Below are 18816 nucleotides of genomic sequence, written 5' to 3'. Positions count from 1 at the left end.
TACAGCAGGTCCGGCCGCTCGGGCCTCGGGCCATCGAGCGGCGCGGGACAGTCCCGAGTAGAAGCTGCACCGAGAAGTACTGCGCTACAACCGATATCGACTGGCCAGGGCCGGCCGTCACTTGCAGGGTTGTGTCGTGGCACCCCGGACCGGCGGCGTTGCCGGTGTGGTGGGCGGGCAGGGCGGGATCGGGGGCTTCGGGGTGGTCACGTGCGGTGTGGTGGGCGCCGGGCGAGTCGGGGTGGTCGGCGGGTGCGTCGGTGTCGGGTGGGTCGTGGTCGTCGAGGGCGCAACGGCCGACCGGTTCTGTGCTGGGGCGCCGATGGAAGTCGGTGTGGCAGAGCTGGTTCGGGCCTGCGGGGCCGCGGTCGATGTCGGCGCGACGGTTGTGGTCGCCGGGGCGGTGGTCCTTGCCGGAGCAGCCGCGGGCGGCCGCGTCGATGTGACCGTTGCGGACGGCGCGGCGGTGGTGGACCGTGCGGCGGTGGTGGTCGGCACGGTCGTGGTGGACGGCGTGGTCGTCGGCGTGGAGGTGGTCGGCGCGACTGTGGTGGTTGTCGTCGGGACCGCCGAGGTGGTGGTCGGCGTGGTCACCGGTGTGGTGGCCGTCGTGGTCACCGGTGTGGTGGTCGTGCTGGTCACCGGTGTGGTGGTAGTCGGATTCGCCGTCGTGGTCGAGGAATTCGGGTTCGTCGTTGTGGTCGGCGGAGGGACTATCACGGTGATCGTGGTGATGGTGGTGACCGTCGTGCCGAAGTCGGTGGTGCTGCCGGGGTACGGGTTCGAGACGTCGGTCGGGTAGGCGGGCTGGCCGAAATCCGTACTGCTGCCGGGGCCGATCGTGCCCGGGTACTGGTACGGATAGGTCGCGTACGGGTTGGTGGTCGGGTACGTGGAGTACGGGCACGTGCCGTAGGTATAGGTGGCGCACTGGTCGCTGCTGTACGGGTAGGTGCTGGAGTACGGGCACGAGCCGTTGGCGTAGGCGGCGCAGGGGTCGGTGGTCGGCGGGCCGATGGAGAGGCTGGCGCTGAACGACAGGGACACCGTGGGGGTGTCGGTGGTGGTCGTGATGGGGGTGTCGGGGGTCGTCACGACGGTGTCGGTGGTGGTGGGATCGACTGTGGCGGTGGCGGTGTCGACCGGACCGTTGGTGTCGGCGGCTGTCATGGGGTCGGCGGCCGGCTGGCCGCCGTCCACCGGCGCCGAGGCGTCGGTGCTGCCGAGGTCCGGGACGGGTTGGTCGCCCGGTGTGTCGCCGGAGGGAGTCGAGCCGTCGGCTGGGACGCCCGAGGCGTCGACCGGGGTGACACTGGACGAGTCGGAGTCGACGGCGCTGAGAGTGGGCGCGGAGGCGAGCAGGTCTCCGGTGTTCTTCGTCTGCCGGGCAGGGCCGATCGTCAGCACGGCGACCAGGACGATCGCGGTCACCACCAGGATGGCGGCCGCGGCCGACTGTTGAACGACCTGACCACGTTTCGAGGCGAGCAGGGCACGCAGTTCGGGCCCACGTGGCAGTCGGCGCAGTCGGTTCGGCGCGGTGCCGGTCGGATCGGACGCCGAAGCAGCGGGTTGAGCGGGGCTGGGGTTCGGTGTGGCCGGGCGTTCACCGGGGTGGCGGGGGGCTGCCTCGGCGCCGGGTGCGCCGCGGTCTGTGCCGTCGGATTCGGTTCTGTCGTCCGGGTTTTGCACCGTTCAGCCACCTGCTTTCGCAAAGACAGCGGGAAATTGATTCTCCCGCAACGATTTGCGACTGTCACCAAGGGAACGGATACCCGGTGTGAACGAGCCGTGAAACATCACGGCGAAGTTCGGCACACGGCGGGGGTCGGCCGTAAATCCGTTGCCGGACAGCGCGGTGCGCTGTCATGCTCGGCTGCGAGCTCGCGATACGCGGGTAGCCGGGGGAACCGTAAAGGGGGGCGTCCGTGAACACAGTCGACAGCCGGTAGGACCGGATTCCGTCGCCGCACTGAATACTTCGGCACCGGCTGGGTCCTCACCCCGTGTGGTCCGCACGCGGACCTCGGCAGCACAGCGCCGCGATACCACCGTCGTGGCTCTCGCGCGCCCACGGGCAGATACCAACGCCGAGTATTCGATGCCGCGACGAAAGATGGGGTGCGGCTGCCACTCTCGTGGCCGCACCCGGGAACGCAGACGTCGGCTCGAGCCACTTCCGGTTCCGACCGCGCGGTGTATCCGGACTCGACTGCCCGGTGCCACTCGTTGTCCTGAGCGGATCGCCAACCGACGGACCCGCCGGGGCCGGCGCTCGCGACCAGGCTCATCGACAGCGCCCCGCCGCCCGGGAGTACGGCGTTCACAGCCCGTCGAAAACGCAGTGCGGCCACGGTTTTCCCGTGGCCGCACCGGAGATCGATCGGAGATCAGATGCCGTACAAGCGTTCCCAGTTCTCGCGGCTGGTCAGCTGCGGCATGGCCGCACGGTACTGGCGCGTGACCTCCGGGAGTTCCCGTTCCAGCTTGCGCAGCACCCGGAAGGCGCGGATCAGCAGGGCGCGGGCACGGGCCTTGTCGCGGCGGCGAATTCGGACGCCGGACTGGGAGGCGTCGGTGACCACGACCTGGGCGTACAGGCCGATGTGCCACCAGTGCGCGTCCTCGCGCGGGATGGCGACGGGGCCGGGGGCGACGCGGCCGGTCCACTGCTGCACGGCGCGCTTGAGCAGGGTGAGCATCAGGCGGCTCGGTTCACCGGTGTCGCGGGAGATGCGCAGGTCGGCGTTGCGGACGGGGGCGGTAGCGGCCGGGACCTTCTGGGTCTCGGCGTAGTCGCCGCGGCTGGTGCGGGCCAGCTTCAGGGCCTCCTGGCCGCCGTCGGCGAGCGCCTTCGGGCCCTTCAGGTAGTCCTCGATGCCCTGCAGCGTGGTGTGCGCGAGGCCGTACTGCATGCCGACCAGGTATTCGCAGATCTCCCGGAACAGCTGGCGCCGAATGGCTTTCGGGTCCAGGTCGGTGTGCAGCGAGGACACGATGAGCGAGTTGCGGGACGAGAAGTACCGCGCCCAGTCGTCGAAGTCCTTCCAGTAGAAGTCGGCGTGCCACACCGCCGCGTTGGGCAACGTCACCGTGACGAAGCCGTGTTCGCGGGCGCGCAGGCCGTATTCCACGTCGTCCCACTGGAAGAAGATCGGGACCGGCAGTCCGATCTCGGCGACCACCTCGGCGGGGATGAGGCAGGTCCACCAGGCGTTGTAGCCGGCGTCGACGCGGCGTTCCTGGTTCTTCTTCAGCATGCTGGTGTTGCGCAACGCCTTCGAGACCTTCTGGCCGTGCCGCAACACGGGCAGGTTGGTCTCCTCGGCACCGACGTTGAGGTAGTCGGGGTTGAGCAGGAACAGCATCTGCGCGCCGACCAGGGTCGGTTCGACGGTCATGTTCGCGAAAGCGTTGAGCCGCAACACCGTTTCCGGCTCGCACAGGATGTCGTCGTCCATCAGGATGACGTCGGCGTGCTCGTTGGCGGCGGACACCTCGTACAGGCCGCGCGTAAACCCGCCCGCACCACCGAGATTCGGCTGCTGGATGTAGCGCAGCTTGTCACCGAACTCCGGCGCCTTCGCCTGGTACAGGTCCTGGTCGCGCACCAGGTCGGTGCCCTGGTCCACCACGTACACCGCGTCGATCGCGTTCAGCACGGTCGGGTCCGAGGCCAGCGCGGCCACGGTGTGAGCGCAGTCGTTGGCCCGGTTGAAAGTGCAGATCGCGATGGCGACCGGCCGGATCCGCTCGGGCGCGACCGCGGTCCACTCGACGTCGGTGATCAGGGCCTCGCCGCCGATCGAGTCGAATTCCAGCCACAGCGCGCCGCCGTCGACGTACTGGTCCAGCGGCGCGCGCAGCACGACGCGGCCGTCGGCACGCACGTCCGCGGTGTCGATGACCCGGCGGTGGCCGGCGATGTCGGAGGCGGCGAGGCGCACCTTGACCCGCTTGCCCACCTCCAGCGTCATCGCCACCTCGAGTTCGGTGACGGTGGTCCAGCGCTGCCAGTAGGCGGCGGCGAACCGGCCGAAGTAGGTGTTGGTGTGAACGGAGGTGTCGACCGCCAGTCGCAGCGACAGCCGCTCGCGGGTGACCTTGCCGTCGGCGACCGCGTACAGGTCGTCGCTGATCTTGGGCGCCGGGCCGGCGAACAGGCCGCGCTGTAGCACCAGTCGCTCGGGCGCGTCGTGGTCGGCCCGCAGTGTGGCGGGCGCGGGATCGGCGCTACGACGATCGGTTTCGGTCACGGCCCCAGCCTGATCCATAGTCGGAAATCCTCGAAGTTCTCATCGGTCGGAAATCTGGATGCTGCACCCGTTTCGTCGCATCCGGCCGCGCTGAGAATATCAACCGACCCGGACGAACGGTGTACACGGAATGTTTCGAACTGTGCCCGGACGTCGTCGGCCCGGCAGTGGTGCGGTCACCGTGCCCGGGTGTCGGGCGGCGGTGTCGCGGCAAGGCCACGCAATTGCCCGCACAGGCACGCATATTCACTGTTCCTTGCGATCCACGAACACGAAGCGGTCGTAGGCCCAGTAGCGGAAGGCGACGGCGATGATCTGGCCGATCACCGTGCCCGAGATGTTGTCCGACAGCGGAGTGGACAGATGTAGCACGTAGCGGGAAAACCCGAGGCACCCCAACTGCAGTGCGATGGCGATCACATTGAACATTGCATAGAGCACATATTCGCGTGCGGCGCCGCCGCCTTGTTTGTGCGCGAACGTCCACCACTTGTTGCCGAAATAGGTGACGACGGTCGCGGTCACGATCGCGAGGATCTTCGCCACCAGTGGCTGATGGAAGAGCGGGCCGTGCCCGCTCCAGAAGACCAGCAGGTTGTATGTCCCGGCGTCGACCAAGAATCCGATGCCACCGACCACCAGGAACGCGGCACCTTGGCGGAGTCCGGCGACTACCCGCTGCACGAGCGGGAGGTCGGGCCGCGCGACCGGATCGGCCGCGGTATTGCTGCTGGACACCGGGTGACGGTACCTCGAGACCCGGCTGCGGGCCGAGGGCGACTGTCTGCCAGGGTTGTCGGCACTACACGCAGGGCTGCCGTGCACCATCCCCGGTATGCGGCTGCATGGGTTGTCGGGCAGAACAACGAGTCCTCCCTGTACCCTCCCCCGTGTTGCCGCAAGTGTCCGATCAACACGAGGGATTGACCGGGTGGACCCCACCGAGCTTCGTATCGCCGCCGTGGTGCCCTGCCACAATGAAGAGGCAGCCGTCGCCAAGGTCGTCTCCGACCTGAAGGCCGCCGTTCCGGGCATCGTCGTCTACGTCTACGACAACCGCAGCACCGACGCCACCGCCGAGCAGGCGCGGGCCGCGGGCGCGATCGTGCGGTTCGAGCACGTCAAGGGCAAGGGCAACGTGGTGCGCCGCGCCTTCGCCGACATCGAGGCCGATGTCTATCTGATGATCGACGGCGACGACACCTACGACGCGTTCGCCGCCCCGAAGATGATCGAAACCCTGCTGTCGGGCCCGTACGACCACGTGCTGGGTGTGCGCAAACAGGACGAGGGCGCCGATTCCGCCTACCGGGCCGGGCACGAGACCGGCAACAAGGTCCTCAACGGCGTGGTGGGCAAGGTCTTCGGCGAGAACGTCGAGGACATGCTGTCCGGCTACCGCGTGTTCTCCCGGCGCTTCGTCAAGAGCTTCCCCGCGGTGTCGCGCGAGTTCGAGATCGAGACCGAGCTGACCGTGCACTCGCTGCACCTGCGGGTGCCGCAGACGGCGGTGAATGTCGGGTTCCGGGATCGCCCGGAGGGCAGTGAATCCAAGCTGCGCACCTATCACGACGGCTTCAAGATCCTGCGCCTGATCGCCGGGCTCGCCCGGCACGAGCGGCCGGTCGCGTTCTACGGCCTGGTCGGCACGCTGTCGTGGCTGGTATCGCTGGTGCTGATCACCCCGATCGTGTTCGAGTTCTACGAGACGCACACGGTGCCGCGGTTCCCCACGCTGTTCCTGGGTTTCACGCTGCTGCTGTTCGGCAGCCTGGCCTGGACGGCCGGTCTGATCCTGGACGGCATCCGCCGCTCCCGGCACGAGGCGGCGCGGCTGATGTACCTGCGTTATTCGGCTGTCGGTGAGCGCGTGAGCGATTGGGCGCGGCAGGACGTGCGATGAGTTCGGCCGATCTCGAAGACACTGCGGCCGAAGAGGTGTCGGCGGACTCGGAGACCGCGACCGCGATGCCCGCTCCCGGGAAAACCACGGGGGTGCGCGGCCTGTGGGGCGTGGTGCAGCGCCGATTCGGTGCGGGCGCACTGGCTTTCGTCGTGGTGGCCGGCCTGTTCGGTGCACTGTTCTCGGTGGTGACGCCGCCGTTCTGGGGGCACGACGAGATCACCCAGTTCGGTCGCGCCTTCCAGGTGGCGCACGGTGGTTTCGCCCCGCACAAGATCCCGGACGACCGCGGGGTCGCCTACGGCGGCCAGATCTCGGTGAGCATCGACGCCGAGATGGACTACGCGTTCCGCGATTACAACCACAAGCCCGACGAGCCGGACCCGATCGTGGTCGATCCCTCGGCCTACGACGCGCTCGGCGCGCAGCCGGTGTCGAAGCAGACCAAGACGATGTGGTTCACCAACACCGCGGCCTACTCGCCGGTGCCGTATATCCCTGCGGCGGTGGCCATTCGAACCGCGCAGGCGCTGGACCTGAACGTGGGCGCCACCGTCGAGCTGACCCGGCTGGCCGACCTGCTCGCCTATCTGGTGATCGTCGGTTTCGCGTTGCGGTCGCTGCGCGGCTATCGGGTGCAGTGGCTGGCGTTCACGGTCTCGGTGCTGCCGATCGCACTGTTCCAGGCCGGCACGGTCACCGCCGACACGGTCACCAACGCGCTCGCGATCCTGGTGTCGTGCCTGCTGGTGAAGGGCCTGTTCCTGGGCGCGAAACTGACCCGGCCGGAACTGGTTGCCGCACTGGGCGCGACGGTTCTGCTGCCGCTGTGCAAGCCGACCTACCTGCTGCTGGCCATGCTGACCGTGGTGATCCCGGCGAATCGGTACGGCCTGCGCGGGTGGCGGCGCTGGATCCCGTGGGGCTTCGCGGCCCTGGGTGCGGGCCTGTTCGCGGTATGGATGAAGCAGGCCGCCCCCACCGGCGACGGTATGGGCTTGATGCGGCCTGCCGCGCAATGGCATTCGGTGCGGCCCAGCGACCAGCTGCACCACATCCTGAGCGATCCGTTCCAGTTCACCGGCACGTTCTTCGACAGTGTGTGGTTGCGGGATCAGCGCTGGTTCACGCAGTTCTTCGGGGAACTCGGCTTCGCTTACGTCGATGTGCCGGCGCTGTCGATCGTGGCGTGCCTGCTCGCCTTGGCGGTGAGTGTGGGTGTGGCCGAGCGCATGTCGTGGTCGCCCGCCACCCGAACCCGGACCTGGATCGTGGCGCTGACCGTGGCGGCCAGTGTGGCGATGATCTACGTGACGCTGTACATGTCGTTCTCGCCGGTCGACTACTACCTGATCGACGGTGTGCAGGGCCGGTACTTCGTGCCGCTGGCGATCGCGTTCTTCGCGGTGCTGCTGCGGTGGATGCCGTTGCGGCTCAGCGACGCTCGGGGCAAGATTCCGACGGTGGGCCCGGCGGTCACGGTCGTCGCGGCGTCGGTGTTCGCGCTGTCGGCCGCGTTGCTCAAATACAACTACTTCGTCTGGGGCTGAGGTAAGCGGCCTTATCGGGGTAGCGGGCGGATCCGATTCGGGTCCGCCCGTTGCCGTTACAGCACCTGTTCTCCGGCAGTCGCGTACGCCGCCTCGGTGATGGACTTCTGTGGGCGCCACCACTGTTCGTTGTCGCGGTACCACCGCACGGTGGCGGCGAGGCCGTCGGCGAAGTCGGAGTAGTGAGGGCGCCAGCCGAGTTCGTCGCGCAGCAGGCTCGCGTCGATGGCATAGCGCAGATCGTGGCCGGGCCGGTCGGTGACATGATCGAAATCGTCGGCGGCGCGCCCGAATTCACGCAGCAGTAGTTCCACCACCGCCTTGTTGTCGCGTTCCCCGTCGGCGCCGATAAGGTACGTCTGTCCGATGCGGCCGCGGTCCAGAATTGCCCACACCGCGCGATTGTGGTCGTCGACGTGAATCCAGTCCCGGATCTGATGTCCCGCGCCGTACAGGCGCGGCCGGACACCGTCGATCAGATTCGTGATCTGCCGCGGAATGAATTTCTCCACATGCTGATACGGGCCGTAGTTGTTGCTGCAGTTGGAGATCGTGGCCCGCACCCCGAACGAGCGCACCCAGGCGCGAACCAGCAGGTCACTGGAGGCCTTGGTGGCCGAGTAGGGGCTGGACGGGTTGTAGGGGGTGTCCGCGGTGAACGCGGGCTCGTCGAACTCCAGATCGCCGTACACCTCGTCGGTGGAGATGTGGTGGTAGCGCACGTCGTGCGCGCGGACCGCCTCGAGCAGCGTGAAGGTTCCGACGATATTGGTCTGCACGAACGGCATCGGATGCGCGAGCGAGTTGTCGTTGTGAGATTCGGCGGCGAAATGAACTACCACATCCGCGTCGGATACCAGACGGTTCACCAGATCCGGGTCGGCGACATCGCCGTGCACGAATTCGATGCGGTCCGCGACCGGCGCGAGCGAGGCGCGATTGCCGGCATAGGTGAGCTTGTCGAGCACTGTCACCCGAACATCGGGCCGATCGGTGACGGTCTGGTGAACGAAGTTCGCGCCGATGAACCCGGCACCGCCGGTTACGAGGAGTCGCACCCCGTCCACCCTAGTCACCGGCACCGCCGCGATGCCGAGCGGTCCTGGGCGAAACCACCATTCGGATGCAGTTCGCGACAACGCGGGGTGGAATGAGACAACAGTCGAATAACACTTCCCACGGCCAATAACACTATGTGATGTGACCTTCGTCACACGCAATTGTTAATTGTTTGTGGACTAACTTCTCACCGCCCGTCGGGAGATGCCGTGCAATCAGCGGTTTTTCAGCCGAATTCTATCCACAGCGAAGCGGAGGTGAACGATGCCTGAACTGCGGGATCACCAGGGTTCACGGGGCGTTAGCTCTGACCCGTTGTGATGCGTGAGTCCCTTGAAACATTGAGAGACCCGCAGCTCACAGCCGCTTCCACCGGCATGCGGACCGCAACCCGGGCACATACCCTGAGCCCGCCGGGATTACGGCACCGCGGGCACGTCGAACGACGCCGTGACTGCACTGCGCGAACACCTGATGAGGAACTCCACAATGCAGATGAAGAAGTACGCCGCCACTGCGGCGCTGTCCATCGCCGCCATGGGCGTTGCCGCCGGCACCGTTCACGCGGACCCCGTCGCCACCGACGCGCCGGCCCCCATCTCCTACAAGGCGACCACCACCGACACCTCGCTGACCTACTCGGTCGACGGTGGCACTCTCGACGTCAACGACGGCCGCCTCGAGGTCAAGAACAGCCAGGGCACCGTCGTCGCGGGTACCCCGCTGACCGTTCAGGTCGACGACGTCGCCTTCCCGATCGACGCCCAGGTCGACGGCAACACCGCCGTGCTGACCCCGCAGATCGACCTCGACCACGCCTCCCTCGCCGCCGACGTGGACCTGCCCTTCCAGGACCAGGCCCCGTGGAAGACCCCCTACGACCGTGAGGTCGCCGCCTTCACCCGCTTCAAGGACACCATCGGCACCGGCGCCACCATCGGCACCGCCCTCGGTGGTCTGACCGGTGCGGCCATCGGTTGCGCCGCGGGCGCCGCCGGCGGCGCCACCGGTGGCGGTATCCTCGGCTTCATCTCCGGTAGCGGCGTTGCCACCGCCCCGGGCGCTGCCGCAGGTGGCCTGGGTGGTTGCCTCGTCGGTGCCGCCGCCACCGGCTTCATCGGCACCTTCCTCGGCCAGATCGTGGTCACCCTGCCGGTCATCATCGGCGCCACCATCCAGTACGTCACCACCATCACCGAGCCCTTCAACCCCCCGGCCCCCGCCAAGTAGGGGCTGGTCGGGTCTACCGAACTGAACGAGGAAGCCCCCGTCCGGCAGCTGCCTGGCGGGGGCTTCTCCGCGCGAAACCCCTTGCCGCAGGACCTGAACGATCGGCGCCGACACAACGCGCGCCACCGAGTACGCGGAGCATTCCACCGGCAGAATCCCTCATGGCGTGCGACCGAGATCGAATCTCACTGATCGCAATCATTCCCGGATCGGCTCGGATCGGGCACTCTCGCCGCACGGATCGACAGGTTCGGCAACCGCCTGGGGCCGCGCAGCACCATCGCGCTCGGTTCGTTCGACGAGTGAGGGAACAAGCAGCACATGCAGATCAAGAAGTACGCCGCGACCGCGGCGCTGTCGATCGCCACGATCGGCGTCGCCGCCGGCACGGCCCACGCCGACCCGGCCACCGACGCGCCGGCCCGGGCCGTCAGCTACCAGGCCGAGGCGACCGACACCAGCCTGACCTACTCGGTCGACGGTGGCACCCTGGCGGTCGAGGACGGCAAGCTCGAGGTCAAGAACGACCAGGGCGTCGTGGTCGCGGGCACCCCGCTGACCGTTCAGGTCGACGACGTCGCGTTCCCGATCGACGCACAGGTCGACGGCAACACCGCCGTGCTGACCCCGCAGATCGACCTCGACCACGCCTCCCTCGCCGCCGACGTGGACCTGCCCTTCCAGGACCAGGCCCCGTGGAAGACCCCCTACGACCGTGAGGTCGCCGCCTTCACCCGCTTCAAGGACACCGTCGGCACCGGCGCCACCATCGGCACCGCCCTCGGTGGTCTGACCGGTGCCGCGATCGGTTGCGCCGTGGGCGCCGCCGGCGCCGGGACCGCCACCGGTATCCTCGGCGCCATCGCCGGTAGCGCCGTCGGCGCTGTCCCCGCCGGCGCCGCCGGTGGCTTCGGTGGCTGCCTCGTCGGTGCCGCCGCGACCGGCTTCATCGGCACCTTCCTCGGCCAGATCGTGATCACCGTCCCGGTCGCCATCGGCGCCGCGATCCAGTACGTCACCACCATCACCGAGCCCTTCAACCCCCCGGCCCCCGCCAAGTAAGGGCCGGTCGCTCGCTTCAGGAGACCCCGTTCGGCCGCTCGGCCGGACGGGGCTTCGCCGTGCGCGCAGCCAGGTGAGCCGAAGCTGGTTGCGGCACAAGAATTTCCGTGTGCCACACGGCCGGACAGCCCATAGCCGAACGAAAACCGGTCCTGCTGGGAAGGCTTCTTCGTTTTCTCGAACTCGAATTCCGACTGCTTGTGCAAGCCCGCGAAGGTTTGCCGCTGGCGCCGAGGACCGACAGCGGTGACCTGACGAACCCGAATTCTGGTGCCGCAGAATTACTCCCGCAAGCCGCCGGTGGCTATCCCAATTCTCCACGCAGCGTCGGCCTTCGGATGCCGGCGAACTCGCCCACAGGGGCGCGCAATCGGATTCCGGGTATACCGAGTTCGACCCGCAAATTTCGCGGCACCCTATCATCACGCAAATCCCTTGAACCCCAGATTATTTCATTGAGCGCACGAATTCATCGCGCCCACATCAGAATTCCCCACCCGCTCGAGCGCTGTGCAGTACGTTTCGCGGCGCGTACACCAGTGCGCACTCGACACTCGATCGGAATCGTCAGCACGGGTTCGTCAGTGATCGCGGCAGGACGGTGGGGTGCCGTGCCACGGTGATCGCCACGGCGTCGCTGGAGAGCGAATCGCCCGCACCGATCCCCCACTTCCGATCGGACCGCATGCGGGGTACACACCACACCGCGGGCGGCGACAGCGAAACAGTCTCGGATGAGCCGCAATCGACTCGCGCTGAGCGCAACCGTTCAGCGATTCGCCCGATTCGGGGATTCTTCATCGCACGGACCAGCGGGTTCGGCGCCGCTTGGGCAGAGCGGCGTCACCGCTTTCCTTCCGTCCGACTAGCGAGGAAGCAAGCAGCACATGCAGATCAGGAAATTCGCCGCCACCGCGGCACTGTCGATCGCCGCGATCGGCGTCACCGCCGGGACCGTGCACGCCGCGCCCGCCGAGGCGCCAGGGCAGACCATCGGCTATCACGTGGACCTCACCACCACCGGAGCGACCGTCACCACCGACGGCGGCAGCCTGGTCGACGACAACGGTGTGCTCGAAGTGCGCAGCGACGACGGGACTGTGGGCGGGGCGGCTCCGCTGGCGGTGCGCGTAGACGACTTCACCTTTCCGATCGCCGCGCAGATCAACGGCAACACAGCCACTTTGACCCCGCAGTACGACCTCGCGCACGCCACCTACACCCCCCAGGACGTGGACCTTCCCTTCCAAGACAGCGCGCCGTGGAAGACCCCGTACGACCGTGAGGTGGCGGCCTGGACGCGGCTGGCCACCACGGTCGGCGTCGGCGGTGTGGTCGGTACGGCGACCGGTGCGGTAGCGGGGGCGGCCATCGGTTGCGCCGCCGGTGCCGTGGCCACGGGTCTCACGGTCGCCACCATCACCGCCCTGTTCGGCGGGCTGGGCGGGGCGGCGGTCGGCTGCCTCGCGGGTGCGTCCGTGGTCGGCTTCCTGGGCACCGTGATCGGCGCCCTGGTGGTGACGCTCCCGGTCGCGGTGGGTGCGATCGCGCAGTACTTCACCACCATCAACGCGCCCTTCGTCCCGGCCGGTACCAAATAACGAGTACAACGGATCGGCCGCAGGCCGAACAGAGATTCCTCATCCCCCAGCGCGAAAATTCCCCGTTCCTGTTCGGAGCGGGGATTTTTCGCGTTCACACCGGTCGATCGGTTTCCCGGCAGTGGTTCCACTCACGGAGCCGAGGGCGAGGCATCGCGATCGGTTCACACTCGCAATTCCGGCCGGAACCCGCCCAAAGTGAACGAACGGTGTCGGTTCAGGTGAACGAACAGAGTCGAACAATGGTCCGACGATCCCGCGACTGTGGAAATTCGGGCATCGGTCTTCGAATTCCCTCAGAATTCCGCGTGGTTTGCCTCACACCGAGCGGTGCACGAAACCCCCATTTCCGGGCGCTGAGCGGGGGATCTTTCCTCTCGGAAACACTGTGATACAGCTAACTAGCCGCAACGGTTAACGGTCACGGTTATATCTCGTTACCCACAGTTAGCTATTGCCCGGTTTGCTACAGGAGTCCAGAGCGGACAACCAGTTCCCTGAACTACCCACCTGCCATAACAATCGATGAGGTATCTCCACCCATGCGTATCAACAAGTTTGCTGCGACCTCCGCCCTGGTCATCGGCGCGATTGCCGCGACCGCCGGCACCGTCCACGCCGACCCCGTCGCGAACGCTGGCGACAAGGTCGTTAACTACACCGCCACCGCGACCGACACCTCGGCCATCATCAAGACCGACGCGGGCTCGCTGGTGAACGAGGACGGCAAGCTGGAGATCAAGGCCCCCAACGGCAACGTGCTGGCCGGCATCCCGCTGAGCTTCCGGGTCGACGACTTCACCTTCCCGGTCGCCGCCGACATCAACGGCAACACCGCCACCCTGAGCCCGAAGTTCGACCTGGCCGACGCGACCTACGCGCCCGTGTCGAACGACGTGAAGGCGGGCCTGCCCGCCAACTCCACCGTCAAGAACGTCGACCTGCCGTTCCAGGACCAGGCCCCGTGGAAGACCCCGTACGACCGTGAGCAGGCCGCGTTCAACCGCCTGAAGGACACCATCAGCATGGGTGCCACGATCGGTGCCGCAGTCGGCGCCATCGGCGGAGCTGCCCTGGGCTGCGTCCTCGGCGGTGTTGCCGTCGGAGGCGGCGCGACCCTCGCCACCGGCATCATCGGCGGCATCTTCTCCTTCCTGCCCGGCGCTCTGGTCGGCTGCATCGCGGGCGCTGCCGCGACCGGCTTCCTGGGCACCATCGGTGGCGCCCTGCTGGTGACCATCCCGGTCGCGATCGGTGCGGCGATCCAGTACTTCACCACCACCAACGAGCCGTTCAACCCGCCGGCCCCGGCTCCCGCCAAGTAAGCCACGCGAGCGCCGTTCGTAGCGCCCGCCTGCCACGAATCCCCCGTCCGGTTCCCGGGTGGGGGATTCGCGCATCCGATGCCATCTGCCCGCGGACACAGGAACGCACCCCGGCCCACCGGGGTGCGTTCCTTCTCTCCCTATTCGAGTTTCGATGCCGGCGCGGACCGGCATTCATCACGCGGTGCGGGCGACCGGGTTCGCTTCGGTGCGGGCACGGATGAAGCGGGCGACGCGGGCCAGGGCCATCCGGCTCTCGGGGAGGCCGGGGGCGATGCTCATGAAGGCGTGGACTTGGCCGCGCCACAGTTCGAGGGTGGCGGGGACGCCGGCTTCGGCGAGGCGGTGGGCCATCAGTTCGCAGTCGTAGCGCAGCAGTTCGTCTTCGCCGACGATCAGCAGGACCGGGGGCAGGCCGTGCAGGGCGCAGTTGACCGGCGAGAGCGCGGGGTCGAGGCGCTTGTCCACTTCGGCGCCCAGACGGACCATGCGCTGCAGACCGGCCAGCGGGATGTAGTCGTCGCGCTCGACGTTCTCGTAGCCGCGCTTGGCCCGGTAGTCGAGGTCGAGCAGCGGCGAGATGCCGACGATGCCGGCGGGGGCGGGCAGGCTCTCCTCGGCGGCGCGCAGCGCGGTTGCGAAGCTGAGGAACCCGCCGGCGGAGTCGCCGGCGAACACGACGCGGCTGGGGTCGGCGCCCTTGCGCAGCAGCCAGCGGTAGGCGGTCATGCAGTCGGTGATCGATTCGGGGATGCGGGTGCCGCCGAGCTGGCGGTATTCCACGTTGACCACGGGCAGGCCGGTGCGGCGGGCGAGGGCGGCCGCGATCGGGCGGTGGGTTTCGATGCCGCCGATGAAGAAGGCGCCGCCGTGCATGTACATCACGGCGCCCTCGCTGAGCGGGCGGCGGTCGCCGACGGTGCGCACGACCTCCATGCGGAAGCCGTTCATGAGGATCTGCTCGCGCTCGACGCCCTGCGGGTCGGGACGGAGCTTGACCGCGGTGTCGATCGCGGTGCGCAGCAGCGGGATGGTGACCTCGTTGATCGGATAGCGTTTCGCGATGGGGCGCACCACATTTCGGAACACCATTCGCAACGCCTGGGACGGGCCGCTGCCCCCCTGAGGGTTGACTACTGTCGAGTCGATGCCCTTCATCGCGCACCTGCTTCAGATCCGGCGCGCCGACGACAGGCGGGCCGGACCCACCTGAACCCCTCGTCGGCACTGACAAAAATTCACCCGGCGGTCGAGCTCCCGGGTGAATGGGTCCAACACAGTGAGTATGCCCACATCTGGCCCGCATTAATCTGTTTCGGCGAAAATCGTCGTACAGACTGCAGGATTCGGTCCGCGACAGCGGATCAGACCGCGCGGTCGGATCCGGCCCGGGCGCGGGGCGACCGCGAACCAGGTGCCCGTCGTGCGCCGATCCGGCCGGGCTGGCAGACTTGCGCGACATGCGCGGAATCATCCTGGCCGGTGGCACCGGGTCACGGTTGCACCCGATCACGCGCGGGGTGAGCAAACAGCTGGTCCCGGTGTACGACAAGCCGATGGTGTACTACCCCCTGTCCACCCTCATGCTGGCGGGCATCCGCGACATCCTGCTGATCACCACCCCCGAGGACGCGCCCGCGTTCCAGCGGCTGCTGGGCGACGGCTCACAGTTCGGGGTATCGCTCAGCTATGTGGTGCAGCCCGAACCCGACGGGTTGGCTCGGGCGTTCGTGCTGGGTGCCGGGCACATCGGTGGCGAGGGTGTCGGCTTGGTGCTGGGTGACAACGTCTTCCACGGACCCGGCCTGGGCACCAGCTTGGAGCGCTTCCATGGCATCGACGGTGGGGCGGTATTCGCCTACCAGGTGTCGGATCCGTCGGCCTACGGTGTGGTCGAGTTCGCGAACGGGAAGGCGATCTCCATCGAGGAGAAGCCGAAGGTGCCGCGCTCGAACTACGCGATCCCGGGCCTCTACTTCTACGACAACGACGTGGTCGAGATCGCGCGCGGGCTGCGGCCGTCGGCGCGCGGCGAATACGAGATCACCGATGTGAACCGCACCTACCTGGATCAGGGCCGGCTCGCGGTGGAGGTGCTGCCTCGCGGCACCGCGTGGCTGGACACCGGCACGTTCGATTCGCTGCTGGACGCCGCCAACTATGTCCGCACCATCGAGGAACGGCAGGGCCTCAAGATCGGCGTGCCGGAGGAGGTGGCCTGGCGGCAGGGGTTCATCGGCGACGACGAGCTGGCCCGGTTGGCCGAGCCGCTGGTCCGGTCCGGGTACGGCAGCTACCTGTACGGTCTGCTCGAACACGGGCGCGAGGAAGAGCCCGCGACGGGAGGAATGCGGTGAGTATGCGGATTCGGGAGCTGGCGATCTCCGGAGCCTGGGAATTCGTTCCGCAGCTACACGGCGACTCGCGCGGCTACTTCGCGGAGCAGTTCAAGGTCTCGGAGTTCGAGCGCGCGGTGGGCCGCCCGTTCGATCTGCGGCAGGTCAACACCTCGACCTCGGCGGCGGGCGTGCTGCGCGGCATCCACTACACCGAGGACCCGCCGGGCCAAGCCAAGTACGTCACCTGCCTGCGCGGCGCGTTCCTGGACGTAGTGGTCGATCTGCGACCGAACTCGCCGACCTTCGGTCAGTGGGACAGCGTGATTATTGATGGCACGCAACGGAATTCGGTGTTCGTCGCCGAAGGCCTGGGCCACGCGCTGCTGTCACTGGCCGACGACTCCACCACGACCTACCTGTGCTCGCTGGAGTACACACCCGAATTCGACCGGGACCTGGACGCTTTCGACCCGGACCTGGGCATCGACTGGCCCACGACCGATCTCGACGGCAACCCGCTCACCTACATCCGGTCCGCGAAAGACCAAGTGGCGCCGAGCTTCCGGGACACGTTCCACCTGTCGGCCACCGACCACTGATCGACCGGGGCCGACCGGTGGCCGTCTCGGCGGCTACTGCCGGGACGGGCTCACTCACTCTCGATGGCGTCCGGGTAGACGATCCGTTGACGGTTCGCGTCGTAGGCGGGCCGACCCTTGGCATCGAACCATTCGTCGGTCTCGGGGTTGCGGGTCCAGCCTTCGAACTCGGTGCCGACCAGGTCATCCCGGTAGTTCTTGCTGCTGCGGTAGTCGGGTTCCCCGGCGGGGCGCGGAGGGGCGTTGCGGACCTTCTCGGCCCATCGCTCACGACGGGCCGCCAGTTCTTCATCTGTCAGCTGTCGCGGTAGGACCATGCCCGCCGCCTCGGCTTCCTCCCGGGTCCAGAACGTCTTTCCGCCGAATTTTTCAGGCACCATGCCTCCTAGATTTCATCCATGACGATGATGGTCATCTGCTTCTGGGGATCCCAATACTTGTCCTGCACAAAGAAGTTGGTGTGATCCTTGAACTGGATCTCATCCTTCGTGCCGCCGTACTGGGAGATGTCCTTACCGGTTTTGCTGACGATCTGGTACTCGACATTGCTGCTGGGCGCGTTCAATCCGCCCCCGGTGCCGGCCGGATTGTGGCTGGTACAGGTGTAGGAGTCCTCGGTGTATGGCTGCCCCTTGACGTACTTGTCGAGTTGCTCCGGGGAGAGGTTCGTCTGCCGGACCACGTCGCCCTCATAGTTGGGCAGCTTGTCGAGCGCGGAGTTGTAGGCGGCAATGTCCTGCTCCTGCTCCGGAGTGAGCTTGCCCTCACGGATAGCTTTAATGAGATCCCTGCCGTTGCGGTCGGTGGGACCGCGATTCAACGTCACGACGTCGTCGTAGGTCAGGCTCTGCGATTTGACGCCATCCGCCGCGTCTTTCGCCGCTTTCTCCGCATTCTTCTTCGCCTGCGCGGCGGCCTTGTCGATCCGCTGCTGCAACTGCTGCTGCTTGCGGGCCGCCTGGGCGAGCGTCTCCGCGCCGTCCAAGTCTTTCTTCGCGGCGCGGGCGTCTTTCCAGACCTGCACCAGGTCTTTGATCGGCTTCGCGAATTTCTCGACCAGCTCGGCGGTCCGGGCGGCCGCGACGACCGCCCCGATACCGAAGGTCACCATGCTCGCCACGGCCCCGACCGCGAGGTTGATGGCCTCCTGCTCGAGCAGCTCTTTCGCCAGGTCCTCGAGCTGGTCTTCGAGCTTGGTCCGCAGGTCGGCCAGGTCCTTCTGGTGGCCGTGACATGCGTCGGCGAGCGCGGAGAACCCGGTCGCCAAGGTGGATGCGGCGTCCTGCATGCCCTTCAGGTCCGACAGGATCGTCCACACCTCGGGGCTCTTGACCGTGTTGACCGCGTCGTAGATGCGGCCGATCTCATCTGACAGCCCGGACACCGATTTCGCGTCGTGCAGCTTGGTCCAGGCGTCACCGACGGCGCCGAGCTTGTCGGTGTCGCCGTCGGGGATGGTGATCCCGACCTTTTCCGCGAGCCCGACCACATCGGACAGGCCGTTGCCCGGTCCACCGGCCGAGGGCGGCGGGACGTCGCACGCACTCACCGCGGGATCCGGGGTCGCCGGTAGCGTCGGGGCGGGGCCCTTGTTGTCGGATACGTTGGCGTTCCAGTCGGCCAGTTCGTGGTTGAACCCGATGACGCGCAGAGCACCGGCGTAGTCCTCCATGGTCTGGGCGAGGGTCTGCGCCGCGAACAGCGCCTGCCACGACTGGTCGTCGTAGGTCTTGGCCCAAGCCTTGGCCTCGGAGTAGCTGCCCGACATGCCACTACAACCCGACAGCGCGGTCTGCGAACCCTGGACCTGCTGGAACAGAGCGACCGCAGCGTTGTGCAGCGACGTGGCCGAGTCGTAGAACACCGATGGCTGGACATCAACTTTTGTCACG

At 67.3% G+C, this 18816-nt stretch carries 16 protein-coding genes; 10 read left to right on the top strand and 6 right to left on the bottom strand.

What is annotated here, in order from left to right; translation table 11 throughout:
• The first annotated feature begins 136 nt into the window (after positions 1 to 136).
• A complete protein-coding gene (locus EBN03_RS07475; protein WP_147471484.1) occupies positions 137 to 802 on the top strand; it encodes a hypothetical protein in 666 nt (221 codons plus the stop codon).
• Between the two features lie 213 nt (positions 803 to 1015).
• Positions 1016 to 1462, top strand: a complete 447-nt coding sequence (locus EBN03_RS07470; protein WP_122187165.1) for a hypothetical protein — start codon at positions 1016 to 1018, stop codon at positions 1460 to 1462.
• 928 nt (positions 1463 to 2390) lie between these two features.
• On the opposite strand, the gene EBN03_RS07465 is transcribed toward EBN03_RS07470, so the two are convergent.
• Both EBN03_RS07465 and EBN03_RS07460 read right to left on the bottom strand, forming a co-directional pair.
• Positions 2391 to 4274, bottom strand: a complete 1884-nt coding sequence (locus EBN03_RS07465) for a glycosyltransferase (protein WP_122187164.1) — start codon at positions 4272 to 4274, stop codon at positions 2391 to 2393.
• Between the two features lie 228 nt (positions 4275 to 4502).
• Positions 4503 to 4994, bottom strand: coding sequence for a GtrA family protein (locus EBN03_RS07460; RefSeq protein WP_233608224.1), 492 nt, complete (start codon positions 4992 to 4994; stop codon positions 4503 to 4505).
• Positions 4995 to 5187: 193 nt separating this feature from the next.
• Between EBN03_RS07460 and EBN03_RS07455 the strand changes: the two genes are divergently transcribed.
• Positions 5188 to 6159 carry a glycosyltransferase gene (locus EBN03_RS07455; RefSeq protein WP_122187162.1) on the top strand — a complete coding sequence of 324 codons (972 nt, stop codon included), beginning with the start codon at positions 5188 to 5190 and terminating at the stop codon, positions 6157 to 6159.
• Positions 6156 to 7709: a DUF2142 domain-containing protein gene (locus EBN03_RS07450; protein WP_122187161.1), complete on the top strand. Its 1554-nt coding sequence runs from the start codon at positions 6156 to 6158 to the stop codon at positions 7707 to 7709. The genes EBN03_RS07455 and EBN03_RS07450 overlap by 4 nt, the downstream gene beginning before the upstream one ends.
• Positions 7710 to 7765: 56 nt before the next feature.
• Here EBN03_RS07450 and rfbB read toward each other — a convergent pair whose 3' ends face one another.
• Positions 7766 to 8767: a dTDP-glucose 4,6-dehydratase gene (gene rfbB / locus EBN03_RS07445; protein ID WP_122187160.1), complete on the bottom strand. Its 1002-nt coding sequence runs from the start codon at positions 8765 to 8767 to the stop codon at positions 7766 to 7768.
• Between the two features lie 490 nt (positions 8768 to 9257).
• Between rfbB and EBN03_RS07440 the strand changes: the two genes are divergently transcribed.
• From EBN03_RS07440 to EBN03_RS07425, 4 genes are all read left to right on the top strand, one after another.
• Positions 9258 to 9998: a hypothetical protein gene (locus EBN03_RS07440; protein WP_122187372.1), complete on the top strand. Its 741-nt coding sequence runs from the start codon at positions 9258 to 9260 to the stop codon at positions 9996 to 9998.
• A gap of 321 nt (positions 9999 to 10319) precedes the next feature.
• A complete protein-coding gene (locus EBN03_RS07435; protein ID WP_122187159.1) occupies positions 10320 to 11060 on the top strand; it encodes a hypothetical protein in 741 nt (246 codons plus the stop codon).
• An 887-nt stretch (positions 11061 to 11947) separates the two neighbouring features.
• A complete protein-coding gene (locus EBN03_RS07430; RefSeq protein WP_122187158.1) occupies positions 11948 to 12661 on the top strand; it encodes a hypothetical protein in 714 nt (237 codons plus the stop codon).
• A 542-nt stretch (positions 12662 to 13203) separates the two neighbouring features.
• Entirely contained in the window at positions 13204 to 13986 is a 783-nt protein-coding gene (locus EBN03_RS07425; protein ID WP_122187157.1) for a hypothetical protein, read from the top strand.
• Positions 13987 to 14163: 177 nt separating this feature from the next.
• On the opposite strand, the gene EBN03_RS07420 is transcribed toward EBN03_RS07425, so the two are convergent.
• Positions 14164 to 15078: an alpha/beta hydrolase gene (locus EBN03_RS07420; RefSeq protein WP_233608223.1), complete on the bottom strand. Its 915-nt coding sequence runs from the start codon at positions 15076 to 15078 to the stop codon at positions 14164 to 14166.
• Between the two features lie 368 nt (positions 15079 to 15446).
• On the opposite strand from EBN03_RS07420, the gene rfbA reads away from it, so the two are divergent.
• Positions 15447 to 16343: a glucose-1-phosphate thymidylyltransferase RfbA gene (rfbA, locus tag EBN03_RS07415; RefSeq protein WP_122187155.1), complete on the top strand. Its 897-nt coding sequence runs from the start codon at positions 15447 to 15449 to the stop codon at positions 16341 to 16343.
• Between the two features lie 2 nt (positions 16344 to 16345).
• Positions 16346 to 16924 (top strand): dTDP-4-dehydrorhamnose 3,5-epimerase family protein, encoded by a 579-nt coding sequence (locus tag EBN03_RS07410; protein ID WP_122187154.1) that lies wholly within the window; start codon positions 16346 to 16348, stop codon positions 16922 to 16924.
• 50 nt (positions 16925 to 16974) lie between these two features.
• Here the strand turns inward: EBN03_RS07410 and EBN03_RS07405 are convergent, their stop codons facing one another.
• Together EBN03_RS07405 and EBN03_RS07400 are read right to left on the bottom strand one after the other, a co-directional pair.
• On the bottom strand, positions 16975 to 17301 hold the full coding sequence (locus EBN03_RS07405; RefSeq protein ID WP_147471483.1) for a hypothetical protein: 327 nt from the start codon (positions 17299 to 17301) through the stop codon (positions 16975 to 16977).
• An 8-nt stretch (positions 17302 to 17309) separates the two neighbouring features.
• Entirely contained in the window at positions 17310 to 18815 is a 1506-nt protein-coding gene (locus tag EBN03_RS07400) for a hypothetical protein (protein WP_147471482.1), read from the bottom strand.
• Position 18816 lies beyond the last annotated feature (1 nt).

This window comes from Nocardia stercoris (assembly GCF_003696265.1).
Classification (GTDB): Bacteria; Actinomycetota; Actinomycetes; order Mycobacteriales; family Mycobacteriaceae; genus Nocardia; species Nocardia stercoris.
The sequence above is the reverse complement of the archived record's forward strand: the minus strand, read 5'-3'. Positions and strand labels throughout refer to the sequence as shown.